Raw genomic sequence first — 24619 nt, 5'->3', positions numbered from 1 at the left:
CGCACGGAGACGGGTCGACCACTCGAAGGGCCCAGGTGCGCACCGGCGAGCGGCCGGTGCGCAGGGCGATCGGCTCAGATCACGCCGAAGGCGATCATCGCGTCGGCCACCTTGCGGAAGCCGGCGACATTGGCACCCAGTGCATAGTCGCCGGGGCGCCCGAACTCGTCGGCGGTCTCCAGGCAGGTGGCGTGGATGCCCTTCATGATCTGGGTGAGGCGCTGCTCGGTGTGCTCGAAGCTCCAGGCGTCGCGGCTCGCGTTCTGCTGCATCTCCAGGGCGGAGGTGGCGACGCCGCCGGCGTTCGCCGCCTTGCCGGGACCGAAGGCCACCTCGGCCTCGCGGAACACGCTGACAGCTTCCGGCGTGGAGGGCATGTTCGCGCCCTCGGACACCGCGAGCACGCCGTTCTTGACCAGGGTGCGGGCGGCGGCGATGTCGAGCTCGTTCTGGGTGGCGCTGGGCAGGGCGATGTCCACCGGGACGTCCCAGACGCTGCCGCCGGCGACGAAGCGAGCGCCGCTGCCGCGACGGTCCGCGTAGTCGGTGATGCGGCCGCGCTCGACCTCCTTGATCTGCTGGAGGAGCTCGAGGTCGATCCCGTTCTCGTCGACCACATAGCCGGAGGAGTCCGAGGCGGTGACCGGGATGCCGCCCAGCTGCTTCGCCTTCTCGATCGCGTAGAGCGCGACATTGCCCGAGCCGGAGACGGAGACGCGGCGGCCGTCGAAGGAGGAGCCGCGAGCCTTGAGCATCTCGTCGGCGAAGATGGCCGCGCCGTAGCCGGTGGCCTCCTTGCGCACGAGGGAGCCGCCCCAGTCCAGTCCCTTGCCAGTGAGCACGCCCGCCTCGTAGCGGTTGGTCAGGCGCTTGTACTGGCCGAAGAGGTAGCCGATCTCGCGCGGGCCCACACCGATGTCACCGGCGGGGACGTCGGTGTACTCGCCCATGTGGCGGTGCAGCTCGGTCATGAAGGACTGGCAGAAGCGCATGACCTCGCCGTCGCTGCGGCCGGCCGGGTTGAAGTCGGAGCCGCCCTTGCCGCCGCCGATGGGCAGGCCGGTCAGGGAGTTCTTGAAGATCTGCTCGAAGCCGAGGAACTTCACGATGCCGAGGTTCACGGAGGGGTGGAACCGCAGGCCGCCCTTGTAGGGGCCCAGCGCGGAGTTGTACTCGACGCGGAAGCCGCGGTTGACCTGCACGACGCCCTGGTCATCGACCCAGGGGACACGGAAGATGATCTGGCGCTCGGGCTCGCTCAGACGCATCAGGATGCTGTGGTCCTGGTACTCGGGGTGACGGGACTGGACGACCTCCAGCGACTCGAACACCTCCCGGACTGCCTGGTGGAACTCGGGTTCGCCGGGGTTGCGGCGGAGCACCTGATCGAATGTGTTCTGGAGCGTCGAGTCGAGCATCGCGGTCCTTTCAGGGGGCCCGGGGGCTCCCGATTCACGGGGGCTCCGCGGAAGCGGAGGTCACGGCGTCGCCCAGGGTACGCGGCGCGGGCCCGAAGCGGCACTGAGCGTTCGGTGCGTGAACATGCAGGCGTCTGTCATGCCCATGCACCTGGGAGAACACACCCAGAGGCATTGTCGCGCAGGTCACAGCCGAAGAGCCGGGCGTGATCGTCGGGCACCGGTTGCAGCGACCCACGCCCAAACATATGCAGGAGAACGCATAGGCACCGGGCGCGGGTGGCGGGGCACCACGGGGACGCGGCTCAGGAGGCTATGGGCCCCTCCTCGTCGGGCACGAAGATCTCCTCGATCGGGCACTCGAAGAGGGCGGCGAGCTTGAACGCGAGCGGGAGCGAGGGGTCGTACTTGTCGTTCTCGATGGCGATCACCGTCTGCCGGGAGACGCCGAGGGCCTTGCCGAGCTCGGCCTGGGACCAGCGGCGCTCAGCGCGGCGGGCCTTGAGGTCGTTGCGCATGACCAACTCCTCTCAGCGGTAACGGACGGCGGAGACGACGGTGCCCACGAGCCACGAGAGCATCAGGATCGAGAAGGCGAAGATCCAGTTCATCTCCGGCAGCAGGAAGAACTGCAAGAAACCGACGGCGAGGATCAGTCCGGTGGAGACCACGAAGGCGAGCATCACGGCTTCGGCGATCTTGCGGCGCTCGAACTCGTCCCCGCTGCGGTACATGCTGATGTTCGACCAGGCCATGAGAACTATGGCCGGCACCACCAGGAGCGCCGGGATCCAGGCGGGGAAGCCTGCCCCCTGGGCGAGATAGGCGAGGAAGAGGCCGATGAGGTAGAGCGCCATGCCCACGGCGAAACGGACGGCGAAGGCGCGGTGCGCGCGGGTGCGGGCGGCGGGGGTGCGGGTCGTTGTCGTCATGCCCCAAATGTAAGAGGTCCTTGACATATGAGTCAAGGGTTCTTGACAGAAAATGTCAAAGCTTCTCGACTTCACAGGTCACGCGATCTTGACCCGTCGCGCATGGCCCTTCCGCAGCCGGAGGAGGCGGCGAACCGCCGATGTCCTCATCCCAGGCGGACGTCGAGCTCCCGCTGCAGCCAGGCAGGGTCATCGGTGGTGATCGTGTCCACGCCGCAGGCGAGAGCGACATCGAGCTGCGTGACGGAGTTGACCGTCCAGGGATTCAGCGTCAGCCCCGCCTCGTGCACGGCCTCCGCGGCGCGGAGGCTGAGACCGGCGATCGCCGGGCCGATCCCTGCCGCCCCGAGCTCGCGCGCGGTGATGATCGCCTGCTCATCGATCTGCCCCACGAGATACGAGACGGCGACCTCGGAGCCGCGACGGATCTCCGCGAGGGCGTCGGCGTGGAAGGAGATGACGGTGGAGGCGGCGGCCGGGGAGCCGGCAGGCAGGGCGCACAGCAGCGCGGCGACCGCCGTCGCTGCTGCGGCGACCTTGACCTCGATGAAGACGGGGACGGTGGTCATCTCCAGCAGCTCCGCGAGGGAGGGGACGCGCTCCCCCTCATCCAGCACCACGGTGTCCAGCTCGGCCCTCGTGAGCTCACCGATCGCCCCGGTGCGCAGCGGGGAGTCCTCGGCCGCGGTGCGGTCGATGGTCTCGTCGTGCATCACCACCACCTGCCCGTCGGCGCTCAGGTGCACATCACACTCGAGCAGCTGGGCGCCATCCTCGATCGCCCTCCGGAACGCGAGCAGCGTGTTCTCGGGGGCATGGGCGGAGGCGCCGCGGTGGCCCACGATGGCGGGACGCTGCGGCAGGGAGGGGACGGACTGCGGGGTCATGACACTCCTGGGAGATTGGGGCCGACGGGAGGGAACTGAACAAGAGAGGACTGCACGGGACGGACGCGGACGGGCAGACGCTGGAGGTGCCGCAGCGCCGTCGAGGGCGGCATACGGCGGAACCCTGGACGACCAGGATGGCCTGCGCCACACTGTTCCCCTGCACTCCGACACGGGGTGCGATGTCCGTCGGACCGGGCGGGCACCGACCGGGCAGACCGCCCGGGAAGGGGATCCCGATGGCCAGGAACGGAAACGAGAGCACGCCGAGCGCAGCATGCATCGGCCTGGAGGGCCGTTCGCGCGCGTCCCGCACGGTGCGAGGGAGAGGGTGCCGACGGCTCCTGTCACCCCTCGCGGGCATCGCCGCCGCGGCGGCCCTCATCGCCGGGTGCGGAGGCGCCGGCACCGAGGAGCCGGCCGGGGAACCCGGCGGAGAGACGACCGAGGCCGCTCCGACCTCCGAACAGTCCACGGAGCCCGCACCGGAGTCGAGCGACGGAGGCGGCGGGACCAGCGACGATCCGGAGGCCGACGAGCCCGACGACGGCACGGATGACGGTGACGCGACGGATGAGAACCTCTTCGAGGGGAGCTGGGGTTTCGGGCATGACACCAAGGTGCTCAGCGCCGAGGAGCTCGCGGCCCTGCTCGAGGCCGAGGCCGAGAACCGCGGCCCGGAGGAGATGAGCCTCGACGTCGAGTGCGGTGACGGCGTGGACACCGGTGTCGCGGACTACGACGCCGAGTGCATCGCCTATGCCGACGAGGGCGTCGAGCACCTGTGGCTGGTCACCGTCGGCCCCGCCGATGCCGGGCTGGAGATCGAGGTCGAGAACGCGAGCTGATCCCCGCCGCGGCGCTCCACCTCCGCGGCGGAGCGGCCCAGGCAGGCGTGAGCAGCACCCCGGTAGGCGCAGTTCAGACAGCGACGCGCTGCGCCATCAGCGCGAACGCCCAGGCGGGGTCATCCACCGTGATCGTGTCGCAGCCGAGCTCGAGGGCACGCTCGAGCTCCTCGTCGGCACGCGCGGTCCACAGATTCAGCGTCGCGCCCAGCTCTGCGGCCCGCTCGACGTCAGCCTGACGGGCATCGGCGATCCGCACTCCCACATGCGAGACCTGCAGCTGACGGCAGGACTCCCACCATTCGGCGGAGGTGGCCGTGGTGGTGCGCATCAGCGGGATCTGCGGGGCGAGCTCGGCGGTGCGGCGCAGCGGCTCCTCGTGGAAGGAGAGCACGACGGCGGGGGCGCCTGCCGGGTCCAGCCAGGCGGCCTCGTCGAAGTGCTGCAGGAGGATCTGCACCACGAGGTCCGCGGCGGCGGGGGCCTTGATCTCCACCAGCAGCGGCACCCGGGTGCCGTCCTCGCGCACCGCCGCATCGAGCACCTGGGAGAGGCTGGGGATGCGCTCGTCCTTGCCCACCAGCACCCGGTCCAGCTGGTCACGGGTGAGGTCGGCGACCGCGCCGGTGCGCAGCGGCGAGTCCGGCTGCGCGGTGCGGTCCAAGGTCGCGTCGTGGATGATCACGTCCTGGCCGTCGGCACTGAGGTGCACATCGCACTCGAGCCACTGGGAGCCCTCGGCGACTCCGCGCCGGAAGGACAGGACCGTGTTCTCGGGCTCCACGGCGGCGGCGCCACGGTGGCCGACGATCTCAGGCTGCTGGGTGGTCATGGTCTGGTTCTCCTCGGTACGGGCTCGTGGCCCTTCGATGCGGGCTCGTCGCCCTGGCCGTCCGTGGCCCGGCGGCCCGGTGGCCGCGGCCCCGGGTGGCGTGCACCTGGGGCCGCGGAGTCATGCGGGAACTGCAAGGTCTGCGGTGACTGCAGTGACTGCAGCAGCTGAAGCGAGGATCAGTTCCAACCCTCGAACTGCACGGCCTCGTAGTCCTCGCGGTTGTCGTCCAGGGTCTCCTGGAGGGTCGGGGCGAGGGCGTCGAGCACCGTCTTCGCCTCCGCGTTGTCACCGAATACCTGGCCCATGGCGGCGCCGATCTCGGTGACCGCACCCGCGTTCCAGTTGGTGTAGTCGGCGGTGCGCGCGTTCTCGAGCTGGTTCAGGGCGACCAGGTAGTTCGGGTTCTCGGCGACCAGATCCTTGACGCCCTGGGTCTCCTGCGCGGCCTGGACGATCGGCACATAGCCGGTGCCGATGTGCCAGTCGGCGGACATCTCCGGCTGTGCGAGGAAGCGAAACAGCTCGGCGCAGGCATCCTGACGCTCCTGCGACTCGGTGCGCACCATCTGCAGCCCGGACCCGCCGGTGGGGACCTGCTTCTGCTCGCCCTCCTTGGACAGCATGTAGGCGGTGCCGATCTCGAAGAGCCCCTCGGTGGCCTTGGTCTGACCGGTCAGCGAGGCGGTGGAGCCGCGCCAGCCGGCGGCGAGGCCGGAGGCGAAGTCGGTGCCGGAGGCCTGGGCGAGGTAGCCGTAGCCGTCCTCGTGGATGAACTTGCGCATCCACTCGAGCCACTCCACGCCCTTCTCATCATTGATGGTGACCTCGAAGTCCCGGCTGGCGTTCGCGCCGCCGAAGCCCCAGATGTCGGCCTGGCCGTGCCAGGCGTCGGGGCCGAAGGCGATCGCGGACAGCGGACGGCCCTCGACCTCGATCTTCGCGAGCTCGGGCGCGAAGGCCGCGAGATCCTCCCAGGTCTCGGGGCCCTCCTCGGGCAGGCCGGCCTCGATGTAGCGGGTCTTGTTGTAGTAGAACAGCGGGGTCGAGCGAGCGAAGGGGACGGTGAAGGTCTCCCCGGCCGCCCTGCCCTCAGCGACATAGTTCTGGATGTAGACGTCCAGGTTCCACTCGTCGTCGAAGTAGCCGTCCAGCGGGGCCAGGGCGTCGGACTGGTAGAACTGCAGCCACTGCATCTCGGGGAAGCACACGATGTCCGGCACGGTGCGGGCCTGGAGGGAGGCGGTGAACTTCTGGGTCAGATCGGCGTAGGAGCCGACAGACTCCGCGATCGCGACGATCTCGTCCTGGGACTCGTTGAACGCGGTGAACTGCGCCGAGAGCACCTCGTAGTTGTTGCCGGTGAAGGGCGCCCAGAACAGGATCGGGGTGCGGCCCTCGTACTCGGCGGGGACGGTGAGGTCCGCCTGGGCGAAGCCGCCACGGAGGTTGCTCTCCGCGGCGTCGCCGCCGCCGGCGGGGGCGCCGCAGGCGGCGAGGCCGGCCGCGCCGGCACCGAGGCCCATGGCGGTCAGCAGGCCGCGACGGGAGAGGCTGAAGGGGCTGCGAGACATGCGAATCGCTCCTTGGGAGTGGTGCGGTGGGGTCACCGGGTGGGGTCGGTCTGGGGGTCGGTCGGGGTCTGGCGAGGGGTCTGGCGAGGGGTCTGGCGGGTCTCGTCCCGCGGGACGAGGTGCGGGCCGCGTGCGGGATGCGCACGCCGGCACCCGCCCGGGCCGGGGCCCGGAGCTGGTGGGGTCCGGCCTGCGGGGCAGGGGGACCGGGTGGGGTGCGAGGCTGCGGGATGACTGCCCCGCACCGTCGGGCTCACTTCATGGCGCCGGCGGCGAGGCCGCCGATGATGCGCTTCTGGGCGAGGAAGAAGAGGATCAGCATCGGCAGGGAGACGAACACGGCGCCAGCCATGATCACGCCCCAGTTGCTGTAGCCCTCCTGGCTGCGCAGGAAGAGCAGGCCGATGGGCAGGGTGCGCATGTCCGCGGTGGAGGTGACGATCAGCGGCCAGACGTATTCGTTCCACTTGCCGACCATCACGATCAGCGTGGCGGTGAGGATCATCGGACTGGACAGCGGCGTCACGATGGTCAGCATCCGGCGGAGGTGCCCGGCGCCGTCGATCTCCGCGGCCTGCAGGATGTCCTTGTCGATGGTCCGCATGTACTGGAAGAGCAGGAACATCGCGAAGGCGCTGGCGATGCCCGGCAGGATCAGGCCGGCGTAGGTGTTCAGCCAGCCCAGGTTCGCCACGGTGATGTAGTTGACGATCAGGGTGACGTGACCCGGCAGCATCAGCGAGCCGATGATCAGCACGAACGCGATCTTCTTGAACTTGAAGTCGACGAACACGAAGGCGTAGGCGCACAGGATCGCGAGCGTGATCTCCAGGAAGGTGCCCACGCCGGTGGTGATGATCGAGTTGAGGAAGAAGCGGTCGAAGGGAGCGCTGTTCCAGGCCTCGGCGAAGTTCGAGAAGGTCAGCTCGCGCGGGATCCAGGTCAGCGGCCAGGTGTATATGTCCTGGTGCGGCTTCAGCGCGGAGGAGAACAGCCAGTACAGCGGGACGAAGAAGACGGCGATGGTGGCGAGGACGCCGGCGAACAGCAGGCCGGTCTTCCACGCCGGACGGCGGGGTCCGCGGTTCCGCCCCTTGTTGCGCGGGGTGGAGCTGCCAGCCTCGGCGATCTGGTCCTTGTCGACGGTCAGAGTGCTCATGAGTCGTAGTTCACCTTCTTGTCGCCGTAGCGGACCTGCACGTACGTGATGATCAGCAGCAGCACCAGCAGCACGGTGGCGGCGGCCGAGGCGTTGCCGATGTCGAACTTCTGGAAGGCCTCCTCGTAGACCATCCAGCTCAGGGTGCTCGAGGAGGTTCCGGGGCCGCCGCTGGTCATGATCGAGATGATGTCGAAGGCCTGAGCGGCGGAGATGATGCCCGTGATCGAGAGGAAGAACGTGATCGGGCTCAGCAGCGGCAGCGTGAGGTGGCGGAACAGCTTCCAGCCGTGCGCACCGTCCAGAGCTGCGGCCTCGTAGAGGTCCTTGGGCAGGTCGAGGATCGCGGTGTAGCAGATGACGGTGACGAATCCGAGCCGTTGCCAGGTGTAGGCGATGGTGATCGCCCACAGCGACCAGTCCGAGGTGGTGGTCCAGGCCGGGGAGTCGGCGCCGAACAGGGAGAACGCCCAGCGCGAGAGGCCGTAGTTCGGATCGAACATGAACAGCCACAGGATGCCCACGGCCGCGCCGGGGAGCATGTGCGGGGCGAAGGCCATGGTCTGCGCGAACCCGGTCAGCGGCAGCTTCGTGGCCAGCAGGCTTCCAAGCAGCAGGCCCAGGACGAGCGAGCCGATCACGCTCACCCCGGTGAAGATCGCCGTGTTCTTCATGATCTGGCCGAAGCTCGGATCGGTGAACAGGCTGGTGTAGTTCTCCACCCCCACCCACTCGGGGGCCGGGGCCACGAAGTCCCACTCGAAGAAGCTCAGCCCGATGTTGTAGAGCGCCGGGTAGTAGGAGAAGACGATGATCGCGATGAGGTTCGGGGCGATCAGGGCGCCGAAGAGCAGGGCATCTCGGCGCACCCGGCGGCGACGCTGTGGTGAGCGCCGGCGCTGCTCGCTGCGCGCCAGCGGCGCACGGCCGACGGACCCAGCGGGGTCCGCAGGCGCACCCTGCGTGTCGTCCTCGGCCGTGGCCTGCTGGCCCGGGCGAGATGAGCGGACGATGGTTGTCATGGGAGCGCTCCCAGCTTCCTGATCGAGGGGCGGCCCGGGGGCCGACGCGGTGCGGATGGCAGTCTCGGCGGCGCTCCGCAAAGCGGCGGCCGACAGTCGGACCGAGCGGTCCGGGGTGCCGTCCACGGTGGGAACACGGACGGCAGAACGTGACGCGGCAGGCGGCTGGCTGCCGCTCCGGCGTCATCGACAGCACTGACGCTAGGCATCGCCCGCCGATCTCGCCAGATGGCATCGGCGCAGGTGAACCGCATATGAACAGGGGCTGTCACCGCAGGTGGGAGCGCTCCCACGAGGCGCTGGCAGCTGGCTTCCCACCCCCTCCGCCCGATTCGCAGGGCCGGGTCCATCCGATGTTCATCCGGCCGTCGGCAAGTGTTCCCCGGTGGCGGGTTCTGGTCGATCGACCACGAACTCGGACTTCACCGGCCCGTCATCCACTCGACCTGGTGGGCGTCATCCGCTGGTCTATCGTGCGCCCAAGCCTCCCGCACCGCTCGCGCGAGCTCGTGCGAACAGCTCGGAACCACCGCCCCACTGTCAAGGGAGCATCGCAGATGCCTCGACCACCCACGATGGAAGACGTCGCGCGCACCGCCGGCGTCTCCCGCTCGACCGTCTCCCGGGTGTTCCAGAACGGCGGGGAACGGGTGTCCGCCGACGCGATGATCCAGGTGCATGACGCGGCCCGACGGCTGGGCTATGTGCACAACCTCGTCGCCAGTGGGCTCGCGATGCGTCACGGGAGGCAGCTCGGGCTGCTGATCCGCGACGCTACCAACCCCGCCTACGGCCACCTCCATGCGGAGATGAATCGCGCGGTCGAAGCCGTCGGCCGCACCCTGATCTCGGTCACCGCCTTCCGGCACGACTACGGCACGGCGGAGGTCGAGGGCCTGAACCGGCTGATCGGTCAGCGGGTCGCCGGAGCCTTCGTGGGCACGGGGGTGACCGCGGCGGAGGATCTCGTCGAGACCGTCACTGCGACGCCGATGATGATCCTCGGCCGCCCCAATGATCACCCGCAGATCGAGTCGGTGAGCTACGACGAGCGTGTGCACGGCCGGGTGATGGCAGAGCAGATCGGTGCCCTCGGTCACCGTCGGATCGCTGTGCTCACCGCGCCGCTGCTCTACTCGCGGGTGTTCGACCTGCGCATACGCAGCCTGGTCCAGCGCGGCGGGGAACTGGGCATCATCACGGTCCCGGTCGATCTTCTCCCGGTGGAGAAGGGTGTGGCCCGCGCACTGGACATGGCCCGGGACGAGGCGCTCAGCTGCATCGTCTGCCCGGTGGACTACGTCGCCCTGGAGCTGATGCGCGCCGCCGCCGCCCGGGGTGTGCGGATCCCCGAGGAGGTCAGCACCGTGGGCTTCGACGGGCTCGGCGACGGGCTGGACCTGCTGGGGCTGGCGACGATGCGCCTGCCGGTCGAGGACCTCGCCCGGCAGGCGGTGGCCCGGATGGAGGAGCTGCTGGCGCGGGCTCAGGACAATCCGGAAGGCCCGCCGCCAGGCCTCCCAGGGGGCGGCGACCAGGACGTCGATGGCGACGGTGAGCGGCCGGACCTCGGGCGCCCAGCACCCCGGCACACGGTCGTGGCGGGAGATTTCGTGCCCGGCCGCACCCTGTCAGCGGTGCCCGAGCAGCTGCGCGGCTGACCGCGTCCCGGACGGTCCCGCGCCGGATGCGAGGAGCCCGGCGCGGTGCCTCACCGTTGGTCAGACACGCCGCCGCGAACTCCATCTCTGCAGTTCAGGCTAGCCTTTCCATGTGTGACAAGCGGGATCGAGGGGGCTACTGTCGAGGCCATGAAGATGAGCGATGACCTAGAGAAGAAGTTCCAGGACCAGATCACCCTCGAGTTCGCGGCCTCGATCACCTACCGCCAGCTCGCCATCGAGGCGGATGAGCAGGACCTCTCCGGCATCGCCGCGTGGCTGCGCCACCAGGCGGACGAGGAGATCGTCCACGCCAACAAGTTCATCCAGCACGTCTCGGACCGCGGCAACCACGCCGCGATCGGCGCCATCGCAGCCCCCGCAGTGGCACCCGGGCTCTCGGTGCATGAGATCTTCGAGGCCGCGCTCGCCCACGAGCAGAAGGTCTCCGAGTCGATCCGCGAGCTGTACCGCAGCGCAGACAAGGAGGGCGACTACGACTCCCGCCCGCTGCTGAACTGGTTCGTGGACGAGCAGATCGAGGAGGAGGCGACCGTCTCCGAGATCATCGGGCGCTTGAGGCGGAGCGGCGCCGACGGCTCCGGCCTGCTGCGGCTGGACTCCGAGCTCGGCCGGCGCCCCGCCGAGTCCACCGAGGCCGACGAGAGCTGACGGGACGCCCGAGCTTCCCGAGCGCCATGAGCGAGTTCGCTCAGGGCGCTCCTTGCGTGATCAGCGGATCGCGCCGCAGCATCATCACCAGCGAGACGCCCAGCGCCAGGATGACGATGATGAACGGGGCGGCCGAGAGCATCACGGCGGTCTGCAGCGCCTCGAGGCCACCGGCGTACATCAGCACAACGGCGGTCGCACCGGTCAGCAGGCCCCACATGAGCATCACGGGGCGTCCTGGTTCCATGCGGCCGTCCGAGGAGATGACCCCGAGCACGTAGGTGTTCGAGTCCGCGCCGGTGATGAAGTAGAGCACCACCAGGATCACGGCCACCACCGAGGTGATACCGGTCAGCGGCAGCTCTTCGAGCAGGGCGAAGAACGCGGTGTTGACGTCCTCCGAGGCGGCCTGGCCGATGGCGGTTCCGCGCTCGAGGTCCATGAACATCGCCGACCCGCCGAACGCCGTGAACCAGAGGGAGAACACCAGGCTCGGCACGCCGAGGACGACCAGGACGAACTGTCGGATGGTGCGGCCCCGGGAGATGCGGGCCAGGAAGACGCCGACGAAGGCGCCCCAGGAGATCCACCACGCCATCATGAAGTAGGTCCATCCCTGCATCCACTCGAGGTCCCCGCCCTCCAGCGGCAGCAGCAGGCTGATCTCGACGAAGTCGCCGAGGTAGCCGCCCAGCGAGCGCAGGAACAGCGAGATGAGCCAGCTCGTCGGACCCGTGAGCAGCACGAAGACCAGCAGGGCCGCAGCGATCACCATCGTCGCCTGGCTCAGGTGGCGGATGCCGCGGCCGATGCCGCTCAGGGCGGAGGCGGTGAACAGCACGGTGAGCAGTGCGATCACGATGATCTGCACTCCGGTGGAGGTCAGATCGGTCCCGGTGATGAGGCTCAGACCCTGACTGATCTGCGCCGCGCCGAGGCCGAGGGAGGTCGTGGTGCCGAACAGCGTGGACAGGACCACCAGCACGTCGACGGTCTTGCCGATTCCGCCGTCGGCATGGCGACCGATCAGCGGCCGCAGGATCGGTGAGACCAGGCCCTTGTTCCCGAGCCGATGGGTGGAATAGCCGATGGCGAGACCGAAGATGGCGAAGACGGCCCAGGCCTGCAGGCCCCAGTCCAGGAAGGTGAAGCGCATCGCGTCCACGACCGCCTCGCGGCTGCCCGCCTCGGTGAGGCCGTGCGGCGGCCGGACCAGGTGGGATACCGGTTCGGCGACGCCGTAGGTGATCATCCCGATGCCCATCACCGCGCCCAGGAGCATCGCGATCCAGGCCAGGGTGGGGTACTCGGGCCGGGAGTCGTCGGGCCCCAGACGGATGCGCCCGAACGGGCTCAGCGCGATCACGAGCAGCAGGCCGATGAGCCCCAGCGGGATCATCAGCAGGGACCAGCCGCTGGTGGCGGTCACCCAGCGCATCGCTGCGCCGGCGGCGGCGTTCATCTGCACCGGGAAGACGGCACCCGCCGCGAGGATGGCGACGATGAGCGTCACCGATACCCAGAACACGCTGTTCAGGCGGCGTCCGGGCAGATGCGGGCCGGTCGCGAAGCGCTCGGCCTCACGGCGAGCACGGCGCGCGGCGGAGGAGTCGGAGGTGTGCTCCGGGCGCAGTTCGGCAGGGTCGTCCAGCGTCATGGCGCGGTCCGTTCGTCGAGGATCTGGGGGCGGCGGCGTGAGCCACGGGGCGTCGAGTGGTCGGCATCGCCAGGTCCCCAGACGTCAGGCGCAACGCCCGGGACGGCAGGGAGGAGCCCGTGCGCGCAGAGCGGTTCACAGTACGCGGCCGACGGGCGCAACCCCTCCACGGGGGCGAGATGTGGGGTGCAGATCTCGTGCGGGGCACGAGGCCGCAGCACCGAGTGAGGCGCTAGTTAAATACTCAACCATCTAGTATGGTGGGGCCATGCGTGCCTTCGGATTCCTCAGTTTCGGCCATTACGGCGGCAACCCCGCCCAGGGCGGCCTCAGCGCCCGCCAGATGCTCCACGATGCGATCGACATCTCCGTCGGCGCGGACGAGATGGGCGTCAACGGCGCGTACTTCCGCGTGCACCACTACGCCAGGCAATCCGCCTCGCCGATGCCGCTGCTCGGGGCGGTCGCAGCGCGCACCCAGCGCATCGAGGTGGGCACCGGCGTGATCGACATGCGCTATGAGAACCCTCTGTACCTCGCGGAGGAGGCCGCAGCTCTGGACCTCCTCGCCGATGGCCGGGTGGCGCTCGGCATCTCCCGCGGCGCCCCCGAGGCGGCGGACCGCGGCTGGGAGTCCTTCGGCTACACCGGCTCCACGGATCCACGCGGCGCTGACATCGCCATGTCGAAGTTCGAGGTGTTCCTGCAGGCCATCCAGGGCCACCCGATGACCCGGGCGGCTGCGCAGCCCTATATGTCCGATGCCGCACCGCATGCCCCGCTGCGCATCGAGCCGCAGTCCCCGGACCTCTTCCAGCACATCTGGTGGGGCGCAGGTTCCCGCGGGACGGCCGAGCGCACCGGCACCCAGGGACTGAACCTCATGAGCTCGACCCTGCTCACCGAAGCCACGGGCGCCTCCTTCGGCGATCTCCAGGCGGAGCAGATCGACGTCTACCGCGAGGCCTTCAAGGAGGCCGGACACGCGCACACCCCGCGGGTCTCCGTCTCCCGCAGCGTCTTCCCGATCGTCACCGAGCAGGACCGGCAGCTCTTCGGCATGCGGCCGGGCGAGGACTCCGACCAGATCGGCATCATCGACGGCACCCGCTCGACCTTCGGCCGCTCCTACACGGGCGAGCCGGATCAGCTGATCGAGCAGCTGAAAGCCGACGCCGCCGTGCAGTCCGCGGACACCCTGCTGCTCACCATTCCCTCGCAGGCAGGGGTCGAGCTGAACCTCCACATCCTCGAGAGCTTCGCGACGCACGTCGCTCCTGCGCTCGGCTGGAAGCCCAATACGGAGGGACCGGTGCAGGGCGACCAGATCGTCTGAGGGCGCGCAGTCGCTCTGACCAGCACGTAGCCTCGAGGGCATGCTCCGCATCGCCACGGCCAACATCAACGGGATCCGCGCCGCACAGCGACGGGGGTTCGAGGACTGGCTGGCCGTGCGGGGATGCGACGTGGTCGCGCTGCAGGAGGTCCGGGCACAGGCCGACAAGATCCCCGCGGGCGCCTTCGGCGACTATCACGTCGCCCTCGACACCGGCACGCTCCCGGGACGCAACGGGGTCGCCGTGCTGACCCGTCGGCCTCCGGCGGCGATCCGCACCTGGAGCGGGACCGCGCTGGCGGGCACGCCGTCAGCGATGTCGGCCGGCGGCGCCGCGGTGAGCGGGATGCCGGCCGCCGCAAGCTCCCCTGCCGCAGCTGCCCTCATCGCCGTCCCCGCTCCCGACCGGGTCCCCCTCGCACGGGGCCTGGGGCGCTTCGCGGCCGAGGGCCGCTATCTCGAGGTGGATCTCGCGGACGCACCGCTGACGATCGCCTGCCTCTACCTGCCCAAGGGCGGCCTGCCCGCCGATCTGCAGCGGCCCGAGCGGATGCGCGAGGCGCCCGACGGCGGTGCACGCTATGCCCGGAAGATGGGCTTCATGGCGGCGTTCTCCCGCTACCTGGTGCGTACCCGGCGCGCGGCCGCGGCGACCGGTCGCGAGTACCTGCTGATGGGCGATCTGAACATCGCCCACACTCGGCAGGACCTCGCGGCGTGGCGCCGCAATCAGCACAGCGACGGGTTCCTCCCCGAGGAGCGCGAGTGGTTCGGGCAGCAGCTCTCCCCGCGCACGCTCATGGACGTGGTCCGGCATCTGCACCCGGAACAGGACGGCCCCTATTCGTGGTGGTCATGGCTCGGACAGTCGTTCGCGAAGGATGCGGGCTGGCGCCTGGACTACCACCTCGCCACGCCCCGCCTCGCACGTTCCGCCCACCGCGCGGAGGTGGACCGGGACCATCACGGCATCCGGCTCTCGGACCACTCACCGGTGGTCGTCGACTACGACTGGCCGTGATCGCGGGTCGCCCCGCAGACCACTGCAGATCACCTCCCCCGCCCCTGTTCGGCGCACCCAGGTTCCCGTAGGGTAGGGAGCCGTGGGCGCCGGACGGTGCGCTCGTTCAGCACCACCGTGAAGGACCACGATGCCCTCGCCGCAGTTCGCCGCCGTCCTGGCCGCACCTGCCGCACCCGTCCCCGCAGAAGCCACCTCGGCCGTCACCGGCACGGAGGCCTCACGGCGTCTGCTCGCCCCCGAGCTGGATGCCCGGCCGCTGACCCTGTGGGGCTCCTCCTCGATGAGCTCGGAGGGCGGGAGCGCCGACACTCCGCTGGCGGTGCGCATCCATGAGCATCTCGCCCTCGCGGCGACCCCTGCGGTGGTGCACGCCTACGGTGTGGGTGCCACCCGCTCCGCCCACACCCTGCTGATGCGGGGCCTGGACACTCCGCAGCTGCGCCCTCTCGGCGAGCCTGCCAGGGGCACCGGCGCAGTCATCGTCGCGCTCGACTCCGGGCTGGGTCCGGTGGGCCCGCTCACGATCCCCGGTGACGTGGACGGGGTGCCCGGACTGCTCGACGGCACCGGTGGCAGCTGGATCTTCCTGCCCGATCAGCCCGGCAGCACCACCGGTCGCGGCGTCTTCCGCTCCGCCCTCGCCGCGGTCGCGGAGGGATCCCGGCAGGTGCTGTGGATGGGCAAGAACAACATTCTGAATGTGACGGACGTGCTCGAGGACACCCAGCGGATGTGGGATGCCGCGACGGACCCCGAGCAGGACACGCTGGTGCTCGGGCAGTGGCCGACCTCCTTCGATCCGGTCGGCTCCGCGACCGCGGACGCGGTCGCCCAGGTCAACGCGGAGCAGCAGCGCCGCTATGGCGCACACTTCCTGGACCTCGGGGGCCTGCTCACCTCCGAGGAAGGGCTCAGCTGCCCGCCGCTGGCCCCGTTGCGCCTGCGCGAACAGGCCACCACCCAGGGCGCGCTCGAGCAGCAGATCGTGACGTCGGACCTGTGCGCTCCGGACGGGATCCACCTCAACGGCTGGGGGAACCTGGCTGTGAGCTGGGCGATCATCCGACGGATGCGGGAGCTGAGATGGCTCTGAGACGACCGTCTCCGCCGCGCCTGCAGGCCGGGCGTCCCGGAGCGGCCCCGCCACTGGCACCTGCGCAACCCGTGCCGTCGCAGCCTGTCCCGACGCAACCCGTCCCGACGCAACCCGTCCCGCCGCCGGGGGCGAGCACCCCGGTGCTCATTATCCCCGTCGGCCCGGAGGCTGCGGATCCGCGCCCGAACCGTCGGGCCGGGCGCCGCCTCGTGCTGCTGGCCGGCGCGGCGGCGGCCGTCGTGGTGCCTGTGACCGCAGGGACGCTGCTGCGCCGTGAGGACTCGGAGGCGCTGTCTGCCGGGCCCGCGCAGAGCGTTCCCGGCACCGGAACCGACGAGGAGCCCGTGTTCGAGGACGTCGCCGCCGGTGCCCCCGGGGCCGAGGCGATCCACTGGGCGCACCGGACCGGGGTGCAGCCGTCCCTGTCCCCGACCGAGTACGCCCCCGACACCGAGGTCACGCGGGGGGACGTCGCGGTCGCCCTGCATCGCCTCGCCGGCTCTCCGGCGGTGGATCTCGGCACCGTCCCGACCCTCTTCACGGACCTGGGCGAGGATCCGGCGCGGATCTCCGCGGTGCTGTGGCTCCATGGCCGCGGCGCGCTGTGGGGCGATGCGGAGCTGCGGGCGCATCCTGACGAGCCCGCCACCCGGGATTGCGCGGCGATGATGCTCGCGGCGCTGATGCGCCCGGCGCTGGCCGGGATGGGGGTCAGCTGGGACGCCTCGGCGGAGGTCTCGCTGCCGCTGCCGGAGGAGCCGGGCTCGGCACTGCCGGACGTGGCCTGGCTCGCCGCCGCCGGGATGGCTCCGGACTTCCTCGCCCCCCAGGACTGGGCCGGCGAAGAAGGCGTGACCCGGGCGGAGCTCGCCGTCTCCCTGCACCGGGCGGACTCCGTCATCACGAGCGCCCTGGGCTGACCGCAGGTTCGGACCCTCCCCTGCCCGGCCCTCCCCTGCCCTGCCCTGCCGGAATTCCTGTACGTGATGTCCGGCGTCGGACATAGGGTTGACGCATGTCGACGACGCCTGCTCATGCCGCTTATCTCCGCCACCCCGATGTCCGAGGCGACATCGTCACCTTCACCGCCGCGAACGACGTGTGGCTGGCCCCGCTGGCCGGGGGTCGCGCCTGGCGGCTGACGGACGAGGGTGCGCCGGTCGGCTACCCCCGCTTCTCGCCCAGCGGCGAGCACATCGCCTACACCTCCCGCACCTCCGGTGGGCCCGAGGTGTGGGTGATCGGCGTCGAGGGCGACACCGCTCCGCGCCGGCTGACCCACTGGGGCCGGCCCAGCACCAAGGTCGTCGGCTGGCTTCCGGATGGCCGGATCATCGCCACCACCAGCTACGGCGCCCCGATCGCCCGCGACGCGCAGCTGTGGGCGATCGACCTCGAGGGCGGGACCGAGCTGCTGCCCCTGGGGCGCAGCGGCGAGGTCGCGATCCACCCCTCCGGCGCCACCGTGGTCGCCACCCCGTGGCGCCGTGACCAGGCCTCCTGGAAGCACTACCAGGGCGGCACCGCGGTGAAGCTGTGGCTCTCCCGCGAGGATGTCCCGCTGGACGGCCCTGCCGACGCCCGCGCCGCGGACCATGCAGGCCGGTCCTGGGAGCCGCTGCTGGACGAGATCCTCGCCTCGAAGCTGCGGATCGCCTGGTACGGGGACCGGCTGCTGTTCGCCTCCGACACCCCCGGCCCCGGTGCGGCCCTCACCGACCGCGCCTCCGCGAACCTCTGGTCGGTCGCCCTCGACGGCTCCGACCTGCGCGCACACACCTCGCTGAGCTCTGCCGAGGGCTACCTGCGCGAACCGGCGACCGACGGCTCCACCATCGTGTTCAGCTCCCGCGGCCGGCTCTTCGCGATGGACTCCCTGGACGCCGAGCCTCGGGAGATCGAGATCCTGGCCTCCGGGGTCGGCGCCTCCCGACTGCCGCGGCCCGCCTCCGCGAGCGAGAACCTGCTGGCCATGCGCCCGCTCCACGACGCCCGTGCGAGCGTGGTCGAGTGGCGGGGCAGCGCCCACGCGCTCACCCACCGCGGCGGGCCCTCCCGCCTGCTGGCCGGGACCTGCGGGCTGCGGCTGCGCGAGGTGCGCCCGCTGGGCCGCTCCCCCTTCGCCCTGTTCGTCTCCGACGCGGAGGCGCTCTCGGATCGGGAGGACGGCGGCGTCGGCTCCGACGTGCTGGCCCTCGCGCGGCTGGACGGCGGCGGCGCGGAGATCCGGCTCGACCTCGGCGAGGTGGGCCGCATCCTGCACGCGATCCCCTCCCCGGACGGCTCGAAGGTCGCGATCTCCTCCCACGACAATGTGGTGCGCCTGGTGACGCTGCGCGGGATCGAGGATCCGGCGAAGGTGTCCTCCCCGGCGGCGTCCTCTCCCGCGGCGAAGGATCCGTCGGCCTCCGCCTGGGAGCAGGACGCCGAGACGGCGGTGGAGGTCCCGCACCTGGATCACGTGCGGGAGGTCGGCCGCTCCGTCGGCGGCGAGGTGAGCGATCTGGCCTGGTCGCCCGATGGGCGCTGGCTGGTGTGGGCCGAGCCGAACTCCTGGGAGCTCAGCCGGCTGATGCTCTCGGACACCGAGGATCAGGAGCCGACGGGCCGGGCGCTGACCTCCGGGAAGTACCAGGACGCCTGCCCCGCCTTCAGCGCCGACGGGAAGCACCTCGCGCTGCTGAGCCTGCGCACCTTCGAGACGGTGTACGACGACATGGTCTTCGACCTCGGCTTCGTCAACGCCGAACGGCCATTCCTGCTGCCGCTGGAGCGGACCACCCCCGACCCCTTCGGACCGCACCCCGACGGCTGGGGTCCGGCCGGGCCCGACCAGGACGCCAAGGACGGCCCCGCCGGCCCCGGCGGGAAGAACGCCGCACGCAGCGACGGTGCCGAGACCGACAGCGCCGCAGGCACCAGCGCCGACAAGAGCGCAGCGGCCGCAGCCTCCTCCCAGCCGGCCACGTCCCACAGCGCCGCCGGCGCCGAGGAGGCCGGTCGCCCGCCCCGCACCCGCGTCGAGCTCGACGACATCGAGTCGCGCCTGGTCCCGTTCCCGGTGATCTCCGGCTACTACTCCCATCTCACCGCCGTGAGCGACGGCTTCGTCTGGCTGCGCCATCCCCAGCAGGGGGTGCTCGGCAGCACCCGGGCCGGGGTCGAGGGCGACGCCCCGACGCCGACGCTCGAGCGCTGGAGCCTCACCGACCGCAAGCTCACCGTGCTCGCCGAGGGCGTCACCGATCTCTCCGCCTCGGGTGATGGGGAGACCCTCGTCGTCAAGCAGGGCGAGAGCTGGGTGCAGATCCCCGCCACCCGCAAGGCCGAGGACGAGGACCCCGCCCGGGTGGTGATCGACACCGGGCGGATGCGCCTGACCGTCGATCCGGTCAAGGAGCGTCGCGGCATGCTCTGGGACAACTACCGGATCATGGCCCAGCAGTACTGGCGTGCGGACATGGACGGCATGGACTGGCATGCGATGACCTCCTGGTACGACCCGGTGATCGAGCGCCTGGTCACCGAGGACGACTTCCAGGACATGATGTGGGAGGTCCAGGGTGAGCTGGGCACCTCGCACGCCTATGTGCAGGGCGGGGTCTACCAGGCCGATCCGCCGATGCTCCCCGCCTACCTGGGCGCCGACTTCGCGCTCCGGGACGGGCGCTGGGTGATCACCCGGATCCTGCCGGGCGACTCCTCCGACCCGGATGCCCGCTCTCCGCTGCTGGCCCCCGGGGTGGGCGCCGAGGTGGGCGATGCGGTGCTCCGCGTCGACGGCCGTCCGGTGCACTCCGAGGGGGTCGAGGCCGCTCTGGTCGGTGCGGCGAACAAGCCCACCGAGCTGGTGCTGCTGCGGGACGGCGCCGAGCATCGGGTGGCGGTCACGCCGCTGGCCGATGACTCCGCGCTGCGCTACCAGGCCTGGGTCGCGGCCCGGCGGGCGCTGGTCGAGGAGCGCTCGGGGGGCCGGCTCGGCTACCTGCACATCCCCGACATGGTCTCCTCCGGCTGGGCGCAGATGCACCGTGACCTGCGCGAGGCCTCCACCAAGGAGGGTCTCGTGGTGGACGTGCGCTACAACAGCGGCGGCCACACCTCGCAGCTGGTCACCGACCGGATCGCCCGCCGGGTGCTGTCCTGGGGCTACCCGCGCCACCAGCGGCCCGGCACCTACCCGGCGTTCGCGCCGCGCGGTGCGGTGGTGCTGGTGACGAACCAGGAGGCGGGTTCCGACGGCGACATCGTGGGCGCCGTCTCGCGCGCCCTGGAGATCGGGCCGATCATCGGCACCCGCACCTGGGGCGGGGTGATCGGCATCGACGGCCGCTTCGACCTGGTCGACGGCACCGGGGTGACCCAGCCGAAGTACGCCAGCTGGTTCGAGGGCGAGGACTGGGCGATCGAGAACTACGGCGTGGAGCCCGACATCGAGGTGCCGCTGCCGCCGAACGCCTGGGTCGGCGGGGAGGACCCGCAGCTCGAGCGCGGCATCACCGAGGCGCTCGCGCTGCTCACGCAGAAGCCCGCCGCCTCCGCGCCCCCGCTGCCCGCACCGCGCTTCGGCCACCGGGAGGGCTGAGCCGGCCCCCGGCCAGCGTCCGGAATCGGTCGGTTCCGAGCCAGATCAAGCACCGAAATGGCTCGGAATCGACCGCTCCGCGTACACCCGGGCTCAGCAGGGCGGCGCGGGCCGGGACCTGCGGGTGGACAATGGCGGGACGACGTCTGCGCCGCCGCTCCTGCCGCGGCGCCCGGAAGGAGCACCACTGTGAACGCATCCGCCATCGACCAGCGCATCGCCGACCTCCCCGTCGCGGTGGACCTCACCGAGGACGCCGTGATCCTCGAGGTCGACCTCTCCGGCACCGGCGCACAGATCTGGGCGCTCCACACCGATCCCGAGCTGCTGGCGACCTGGTCGCCGATCGTCCCCGAGCGGCCGCTCACCGAGGTGGGGCCGGTGCTCTCGCGGGAGACCCCCGAGTCCGATCCGGTCGCCACCGATGTGCTCGCGACCGCCGGCGATCACGCGCTGAGCCACCGCTGGGGCGATGACGTCCTGGAGTGGCTGATCGACGAAGCCCGGCTGACGCTGCTGATGAAGCTCTCCGCCCCGCAGCACGCCCCCACCCACCTGGCCGGCTGGCAGGTGTGCCTCGCCGTGCTCGATGCCCGCCTGGAGGGCCTGGACCAGGAACGGATCGTGGGGTACGACGCCCTCGAACACGGCTGGACGCAGCTGCGGGACCGCTACGCGCAGGAGCTCGACCTGCCGGACCAGCCCGAGGTCTGAGGACGTTACGGGGAACCTGCATCAGCACCCGCGCCGGCGGGGGCTCAGCGCGCTGCACTCAACGCACGTCGAGACGCAGCGCCACCTCGATGCGGTCTCCCACCCCGACCTGCTCGGCACGCTGAACGGCGGCCTTGACCGGCACCAGGTAGCCGCCGTCGCGAGGGAACAGCGAGGTGGTGAAGTCGGTCCCCCCGATGCGGACGGACACCGGGATGCAGCCCCAGCCGTAGGTCGCCGAGCGTGCGATCGCGGCGATCGCGTCGGCCTCTTCGTCGGGAACCGCGGCGAAGACGAAGGGCGCCGGGCCACGCCATTCCACGGTGATCGCGGTGAAGGACAGGTCCATGCCCAGAGCGTAGACCCCCTGCGGATCCGGACCTTCGCCCCTCCCTGCGCCCTCGTGGCGGGCCTACGATGAGATCACCGGTGACGGACTCATCGACGGGGGCACCGTCGTCGGCCGCTGAAGCCCCCGGCCCAGGAGGTCACGATGCACAACGACGGCGTCACCTCGCAGTCCTCACCCGCCACTGATCCCGGTGCACACCCCCTCGGGGTGCTCCTCGGCTTCGACGCCTCGGACCACTCCGTGCGGGCTCTCCACTATGCAGCGCGCGCCGCCCAGCGCATGGGCTGCCCCCTCACGGTGGTCACCGCCTACACGGTCCCCACGATGGCGTACGCGGATGCCGCCCTGGTGCCCAGCGTGCCTGCCGAGGTCGCCCGTCTCGCCGCCGCCCAACAGCTGCTCGACATCGCACAGGAGCACCTGCGCGGCTATCCGGGCGTGCTCGATCTGCGCACCGAGCACGGCGACGCGGCCGGGGTTCTGGTGGGATTGTCCGCGCAGGCGCAGCTCGCGGTCGTCGGTGCCCGTGGCCAGGGCGGATTCTTCGGTCGGCTGCTGGGCTCGGTGTCCTCCGCCCTCCCTGCCCACGCCCACTGCCCCACCGTGGTGGTGCCGGAGCAGTACGAGATCGGCTCCGGCACCGGCGCCGAGCGCTTCGCGCCGCTGCAGCTCGATGCCCCGGTCGTGGCAGGGGTGGATCTGTACCAGCTCAATCAGCCCGCGCTGGAGCACGCGGTGGTGGCGGCACGCCTGCGGAAGGCACCGCTCGAGCTGCTCGCGGTGATGCCGCGCCCCGACGCCTGGGGCACGGCCTATATGGCCTGGCTCCCCGACGCCAACATCTTGGAGAAGCATCAGCAGGAACTTGCGAAGGAGCTCGAGGTCATCGTCGAGTCGCTGCGCACGGCCCATCCGGACCTCACGATCAGCGGGACAGCGCTCGTGGCCGATCCGGCACCGTCCCTGCTCGCCGCCACGAAGACGGCGCAGCTCACCGTGCTCGGCACCCGGGGGCATGGACGCGTGGTCTCCAGCCTGCTCGGCTCGGTCTCCCGAGCGGTCCTGTCCAGGGCGCAGGGCCCGGTGATGGTGGTGCCGCCCACGGCACCGGAGCACAGCGGGAAGGATCCGAAGCACTCCCGCTGATCCCGGACCCGCGAGAGACGGGCGGTTCGCCATGGCAACCTGTGGCGAACCGGCCGTCTCACGCGGGTCCCCTCGTATGCTGGCCGGACGACCGCCGCGTCGCCGCATCGATGCAGTGCGAGCGGAGGTGGCCCCGACGAGCGCAGGAGATCCCCATGCCCCGCTTCAACATCCCGGCCGAAGACGCCCAGGGACCGCTCGTCGTCGGGATCGACATCGGCTCCGGCGGCACCCGTGCCGCGGTCTACGACGTCTCCGGCCGCGAGCTCGGAAAGCTGAACCACAAGGAAGCGCACGAGTTCACCGTCGCGGATGACGGCACCAGCACCATCGACGCGGACCAGATCGTCGAGGAGATCCGCGCCTCCCTCGCCGCCGTGCTCACCGCCGAGCCGCTGCCCGGCGAGGTGACGGCGATCGGCTTCGACACCTTCGCCTCCTCGCTGGTCGCGGTCGACGCCGCCGGCAATGCGCTGACCCCCTGCATCACCTACGCGGACACCCGCTGCCACACCCAGGTCGACGCGCTCGCCGGCACCCTCGACGTGGAGGGCCTGCACGAGCGCACCGGCGCACGCCTGCACTCCTCCTACACCGGGCCGCGGCTCGCGTGGCTGCGCGAGACCCAGCCGGACGTCTTCGCGCGCGCCACCCGCTTCATGGCGCTGGGCGAATACGCGGCGTTCAAGCTGCTGGGCACCCCGGCGCTCGGCACCGCCTCGGCTGCCTGGTCAGGCATGATCGACCGCCGCAGCGGCGACTACGTGCCCGAACTGCTCGAGGCCGTCGGCGTCGACGCCTCCGCGATGGGCGCGGCGCTGGACCCCTCCGAGGCGATCCCCGTCGGCGGCACCCCGCTGGCAGCGGAGTTCCCGCAGCTGCAGAACGCGGTGTGGCTGCCGGTGATCGGCGACGGCCTGGCCGCGAACCTCGGCATCGGTGCGCTCGGCGAGGGCACCTGGGGCATCTCGACCGCCACCTCGGGCGCGATCCGCCAGCTGCTCTCCACGGAGATCCCCACCCTGCCCAGCGGGCTGTGGGCCTACCGCGTGGACCAGCAGCGCACCCTCATCGGCTCCGCCATGAGCGACTGCGGGCGGGTGCTGGACTGGTGCCGCAACGAGCTGGCGATGCCCTTCGAGGTGTCCGAGACGGACACCGCCTCCCTCTTCTCCGCCCCGGTCTCCGCCGGCACCCCGCTGGTGGTGCCCTTCTTCTCCGGGGAGCGCGGCACCAAGTGGCGTGGCAGCTCACGGGCGATGTTCGCGAACGTCGGCGCGTCCACCACCTGGGAGGACATGCTGCGCGGAGCGATGGAGGGCGTGGCCCTGTCGTTCCTGCGGATCGCCGACCAGATGCGCGAGGCCGGCGGTGAGCCGGAGCGGATCGTGCTCTCCGGTGGCATGACCGGCGCGATCCCCGGCTGGCTGCACCTGCTCTCCGACGCCCTCGGCGCCCCGATCGACCACGTCGCCGTCTCCCGTTCGACCATGCGCGGCGCCGCCGTGATGGCGCTCGAGCAGGCCGCTCCCGGCATCCCCGTCGCCGAGGTGCCGGTGCTGACCCGGGTGGAGCCCGTCGCCGCCCATCAGGACTACTACCGCGAGCGCCTCGAGCGCTTCGAGAAGCTCGCCGACCTGGCCTGAGACCCCGACGCGGGTCGCCGATCCGAACGATCTGGCCGGATCCCGCTGCAGGCTGTCC

General features: G+C 70.9%; 21 protein-coding genes. 11 read left to right on the top strand and 10 right to left on the bottom strand.

Annotation, left to right across the window (positions count from 1 at the left end):
* Window positions 1-74: 74 nt before the first annotated feature.
* From gdhA to Q0937_RS08430, 4 genes are all read right to left on the bottom strand, one after another.
* Window positions 75-1418, bottom strand: a complete 1344-nt coding sequence (gdhA, locus tag Q0937_RS08445; protein WP_299302263.1) for an NADP-specific glutamate dehydrogenase — start codon at window positions 1416-1418, stop codon at window positions 75-77.
* Window positions 1419-1723: 305 nt separating this feature from the next.
* Entirely contained in the window at window positions 1724-1936 is a 213-nt protein-coding gene (locus tag Q0937_RS08440) for a helix-turn-helix transcriptional regulator (RefSeq protein ID WP_299302260.1), read from the bottom strand.
* Between the two features lie 12 nt (window positions 1937-1948).
* Window positions 1949-2350 (bottom strand): hypothetical protein, encoded by a 402-nt coding sequence (locus tag Q0937_RS08435; RefSeq protein ID WP_299302257.1) that lies wholly within the window; start codon window positions 2348-2350, stop codon window positions 1949-1951.
* Window positions 2351-2496: 146 nt separating this feature from the next.
* Window positions 2497-3237 carry a glycerophosphodiester phosphodiesterase family protein gene (locus tag Q0937_RS08430; RefSeq protein ID WP_299302254.1) on the bottom strand — a complete coding sequence of 247 codons (741 nt, stop codon included), beginning with the start codon at window positions 3235-3237 and terminating at the stop codon, window positions 2497-2499.
* A gap of 239 nt (window positions 3238-3476) precedes the next feature.
* On the opposite strand from Q0937_RS08430, the gene Q0937_RS08425 reads away from it, so the two are divergent.
* On the top strand, window positions 3477-4085 hold the full coding sequence (locus Q0937_RS08425) for a hypothetical protein (RefSeq protein WP_299302251.1): 609 nt from the start codon (window positions 3477-3479) through the stop codon (window positions 4083-4085).
* 73 nt (window positions 4086-4158) lie between these two features.
* On the opposite strand, the gene Q0937_RS08420 is transcribed toward Q0937_RS08425, so the two are convergent.
* From Q0937_RS08420 to Q0937_RS08405, 4 genes are all read right to left on the bottom strand, one after another.
* Complete coding sequence (locus Q0937_RS08420) at window positions 4159-4917, bottom strand: glycerophosphodiester phosphodiesterase family protein (RefSeq protein ID WP_299302248.1); 759 nt, start codon at window positions 4915-4917, stop codon at window positions 4159-4161.
* A gap of 179 nt (window positions 4918-5096) precedes the next feature.
* Window positions 5097-6491 (bottom strand): ABC transporter substrate-binding protein, encoded by a 1395-nt coding sequence (locus Q0937_RS08415; protein WP_299302246.1) that lies wholly within the window; start codon window positions 6489-6491, stop codon window positions 5097-5099.
* Between the two features lie 253 nt (window positions 6492-6744).
* A complete protein-coding gene (locus tag Q0937_RS08410) occupies window positions 6745-7650 on the bottom strand; it encodes a carbohydrate ABC transporter permease (RefSeq protein ID WP_299302243.1) in 906 nt (301 codons plus the stop codon).
* Window positions 7647-8672 carry a carbohydrate ABC transporter permease gene (locus Q0937_RS08405; protein WP_299302240.1) on the bottom strand — a complete coding sequence of 342 codons (1026 nt, stop codon included), beginning with the start codon at window positions 8670-8672 and terminating at the stop codon, window positions 7647-7649. The genes Q0937_RS08410 and Q0937_RS08405 overlap by 4 nt, the downstream gene beginning before the upstream one ends.
* Before the next feature lie 557 nt (window positions 8673-9229).
* On the opposite strand from Q0937_RS08405, the gene Q0937_RS08400 reads away from it, so the two are divergent.
* Both Q0937_RS08400 and Q0937_RS08395 read left to right on the top strand, forming a co-directional pair.
* Window positions 9230-10333, top strand: a complete 1104-nt coding sequence (locus Q0937_RS08400) for a LacI family DNA-binding transcriptional regulator (protein WP_299302237.1) — start codon at window positions 9230-9232, stop codon at window positions 10331-10333.
* A 150-nt stretch (window positions 10334-10483) separates the two neighbouring features.
* Window positions 10484-11005 (top strand): ferritin, encoded by a 522-nt coding sequence (locus Q0937_RS08395; protein WP_299302235.1) that lies wholly within the window; start codon window positions 10484-10486, stop codon window positions 11003-11005.
* Between the two features lie 40 nt (window positions 11006-11045).
* Here Q0937_RS08395 and Q0937_RS08390 read toward each other — a convergent pair whose 3' ends face one another.
* Window positions 11046-12662 carry a BCCT family transporter gene (locus Q0937_RS08390; protein ID WP_299302232.1) on the bottom strand — a complete coding sequence of 539 codons (1617 nt, stop codon included), beginning with the start codon at window positions 12660-12662 and terminating at the stop codon, window positions 11046-11048.
* Between the two features lie 268 nt (window positions 12663-12930).
* Between Q0937_RS08390 and Q0937_RS08385 the strand changes: the two genes are divergently transcribed.
* The 6 genes from Q0937_RS08385 to Q0937_RS08360 all read left to right on the top strand — a co-directional run bounded on the left by Q0937_RS08385 (window position 12931) and on the right by Q0937_RS08360 (window position 21417).
* Window positions 12931-13998, top strand: a complete 1068-nt coding sequence (locus tag Q0937_RS08385) for an LLM class flavin-dependent oxidoreductase (RefSeq protein ID WP_299302229.1) — start codon at window positions 12931-12933, stop codon at window positions 13996-13998.
* Window positions 13999-14038: 40 nt separating this feature from the next.
* Window positions 14039-15019 carry an exodeoxyribonuclease III gene (locus tag Q0937_RS08380; protein WP_299302226.1) on the top strand — a complete coding sequence of 327 codons (981 nt, stop codon included), beginning with the start codon at window positions 14039-14041 and terminating at the stop codon, window positions 15017-15019.
* Window positions 15020-15149: 130 nt separating this feature from the next.
* On the top strand, window positions 15150-16115 hold the full coding sequence (locus Q0937_RS08375) for a hypothetical protein (protein WP_299302223.1): 966 nt from the start codon (window positions 15150-15152) through the stop codon (window positions 16113-16115).
* Between the two features lie 143 nt (window positions 16116-16258).
* Window positions 16259-17038: an S-layer homology domain-containing protein gene (locus Q0937_RS08370; RefSeq protein ID WP_299302220.1), complete on the top strand. Its 780-nt coding sequence runs from the start codon at window positions 16259-16261 to the stop codon at window positions 17036-17038.
* Window positions 17039-17133: 95 nt separating this feature from the next.
* A complete protein-coding gene (locus Q0937_RS08365; RefSeq protein ID WP_299302217.1) occupies window positions 17134-20703 on the top strand; it encodes a S41 family peptidase in 3570 nt (1189 codons plus the stop codon).
* 189 nt (window positions 20704-20892) lie between these two features.
* Window positions 20893-21417, top strand: coding sequence for a hypothetical protein (locus Q0937_RS08360; protein WP_299302214.1), 525 nt, complete (start codon window positions 20893-20895; stop codon window positions 21415-21417).
* Between the two features lie 58 nt (window positions 21418-21475).
* Here the strand turns inward: Q0937_RS08360 and Q0937_RS08355 are convergent, their stop codons facing one another.
* The gene (locus Q0937_RS08355) at window positions 21476-21766 is read right to left on the bottom strand and encodes a DUF1905 domain-containing protein (RefSeq protein WP_299302211.1); all 291 of its coding nucleotides are present in this window, start codon (window positions 21764-21766) and stop codon (window positions 21476-21478) included.
* Window positions 21767-21910: 144 nt separating this feature from the next.
* On the opposite strand from Q0937_RS08355, the gene Q0937_RS08350 reads away from it, so the two are divergent.
* Window positions 21911-22915: a universal stress protein gene (locus Q0937_RS08350; protein ID WP_299302208.1), complete on the top strand. Its 1005-nt coding sequence runs from the start codon at window positions 21911-21913 to the stop codon at window positions 22913-22915.
* A gap of 155 nt (window positions 22916-23070) precedes the next feature.
* Window positions 23071-24561, top strand: a complete 1491-nt coding sequence (locus Q0937_RS08345) for a gluconokinase (protein WP_299302206.1) — start codon at window positions 23071-23073, stop codon at window positions 24559-24561.
* The last annotated feature ends 58 nt before the right edge of the window (window positions 24562-24619 follow it).

The organism is uncultured Brachybacterium sp. (genome assembly GCF_947500705.1).
Taxonomy (GTDB): domain Bacteria; phylum Actinomycetota; class Actinomycetes; order Actinomycetales; family Dermabacteraceae; genus Brachybacterium.
This window is presented reverse-complemented; position numbering and strand designations above follow the sequence as displayed.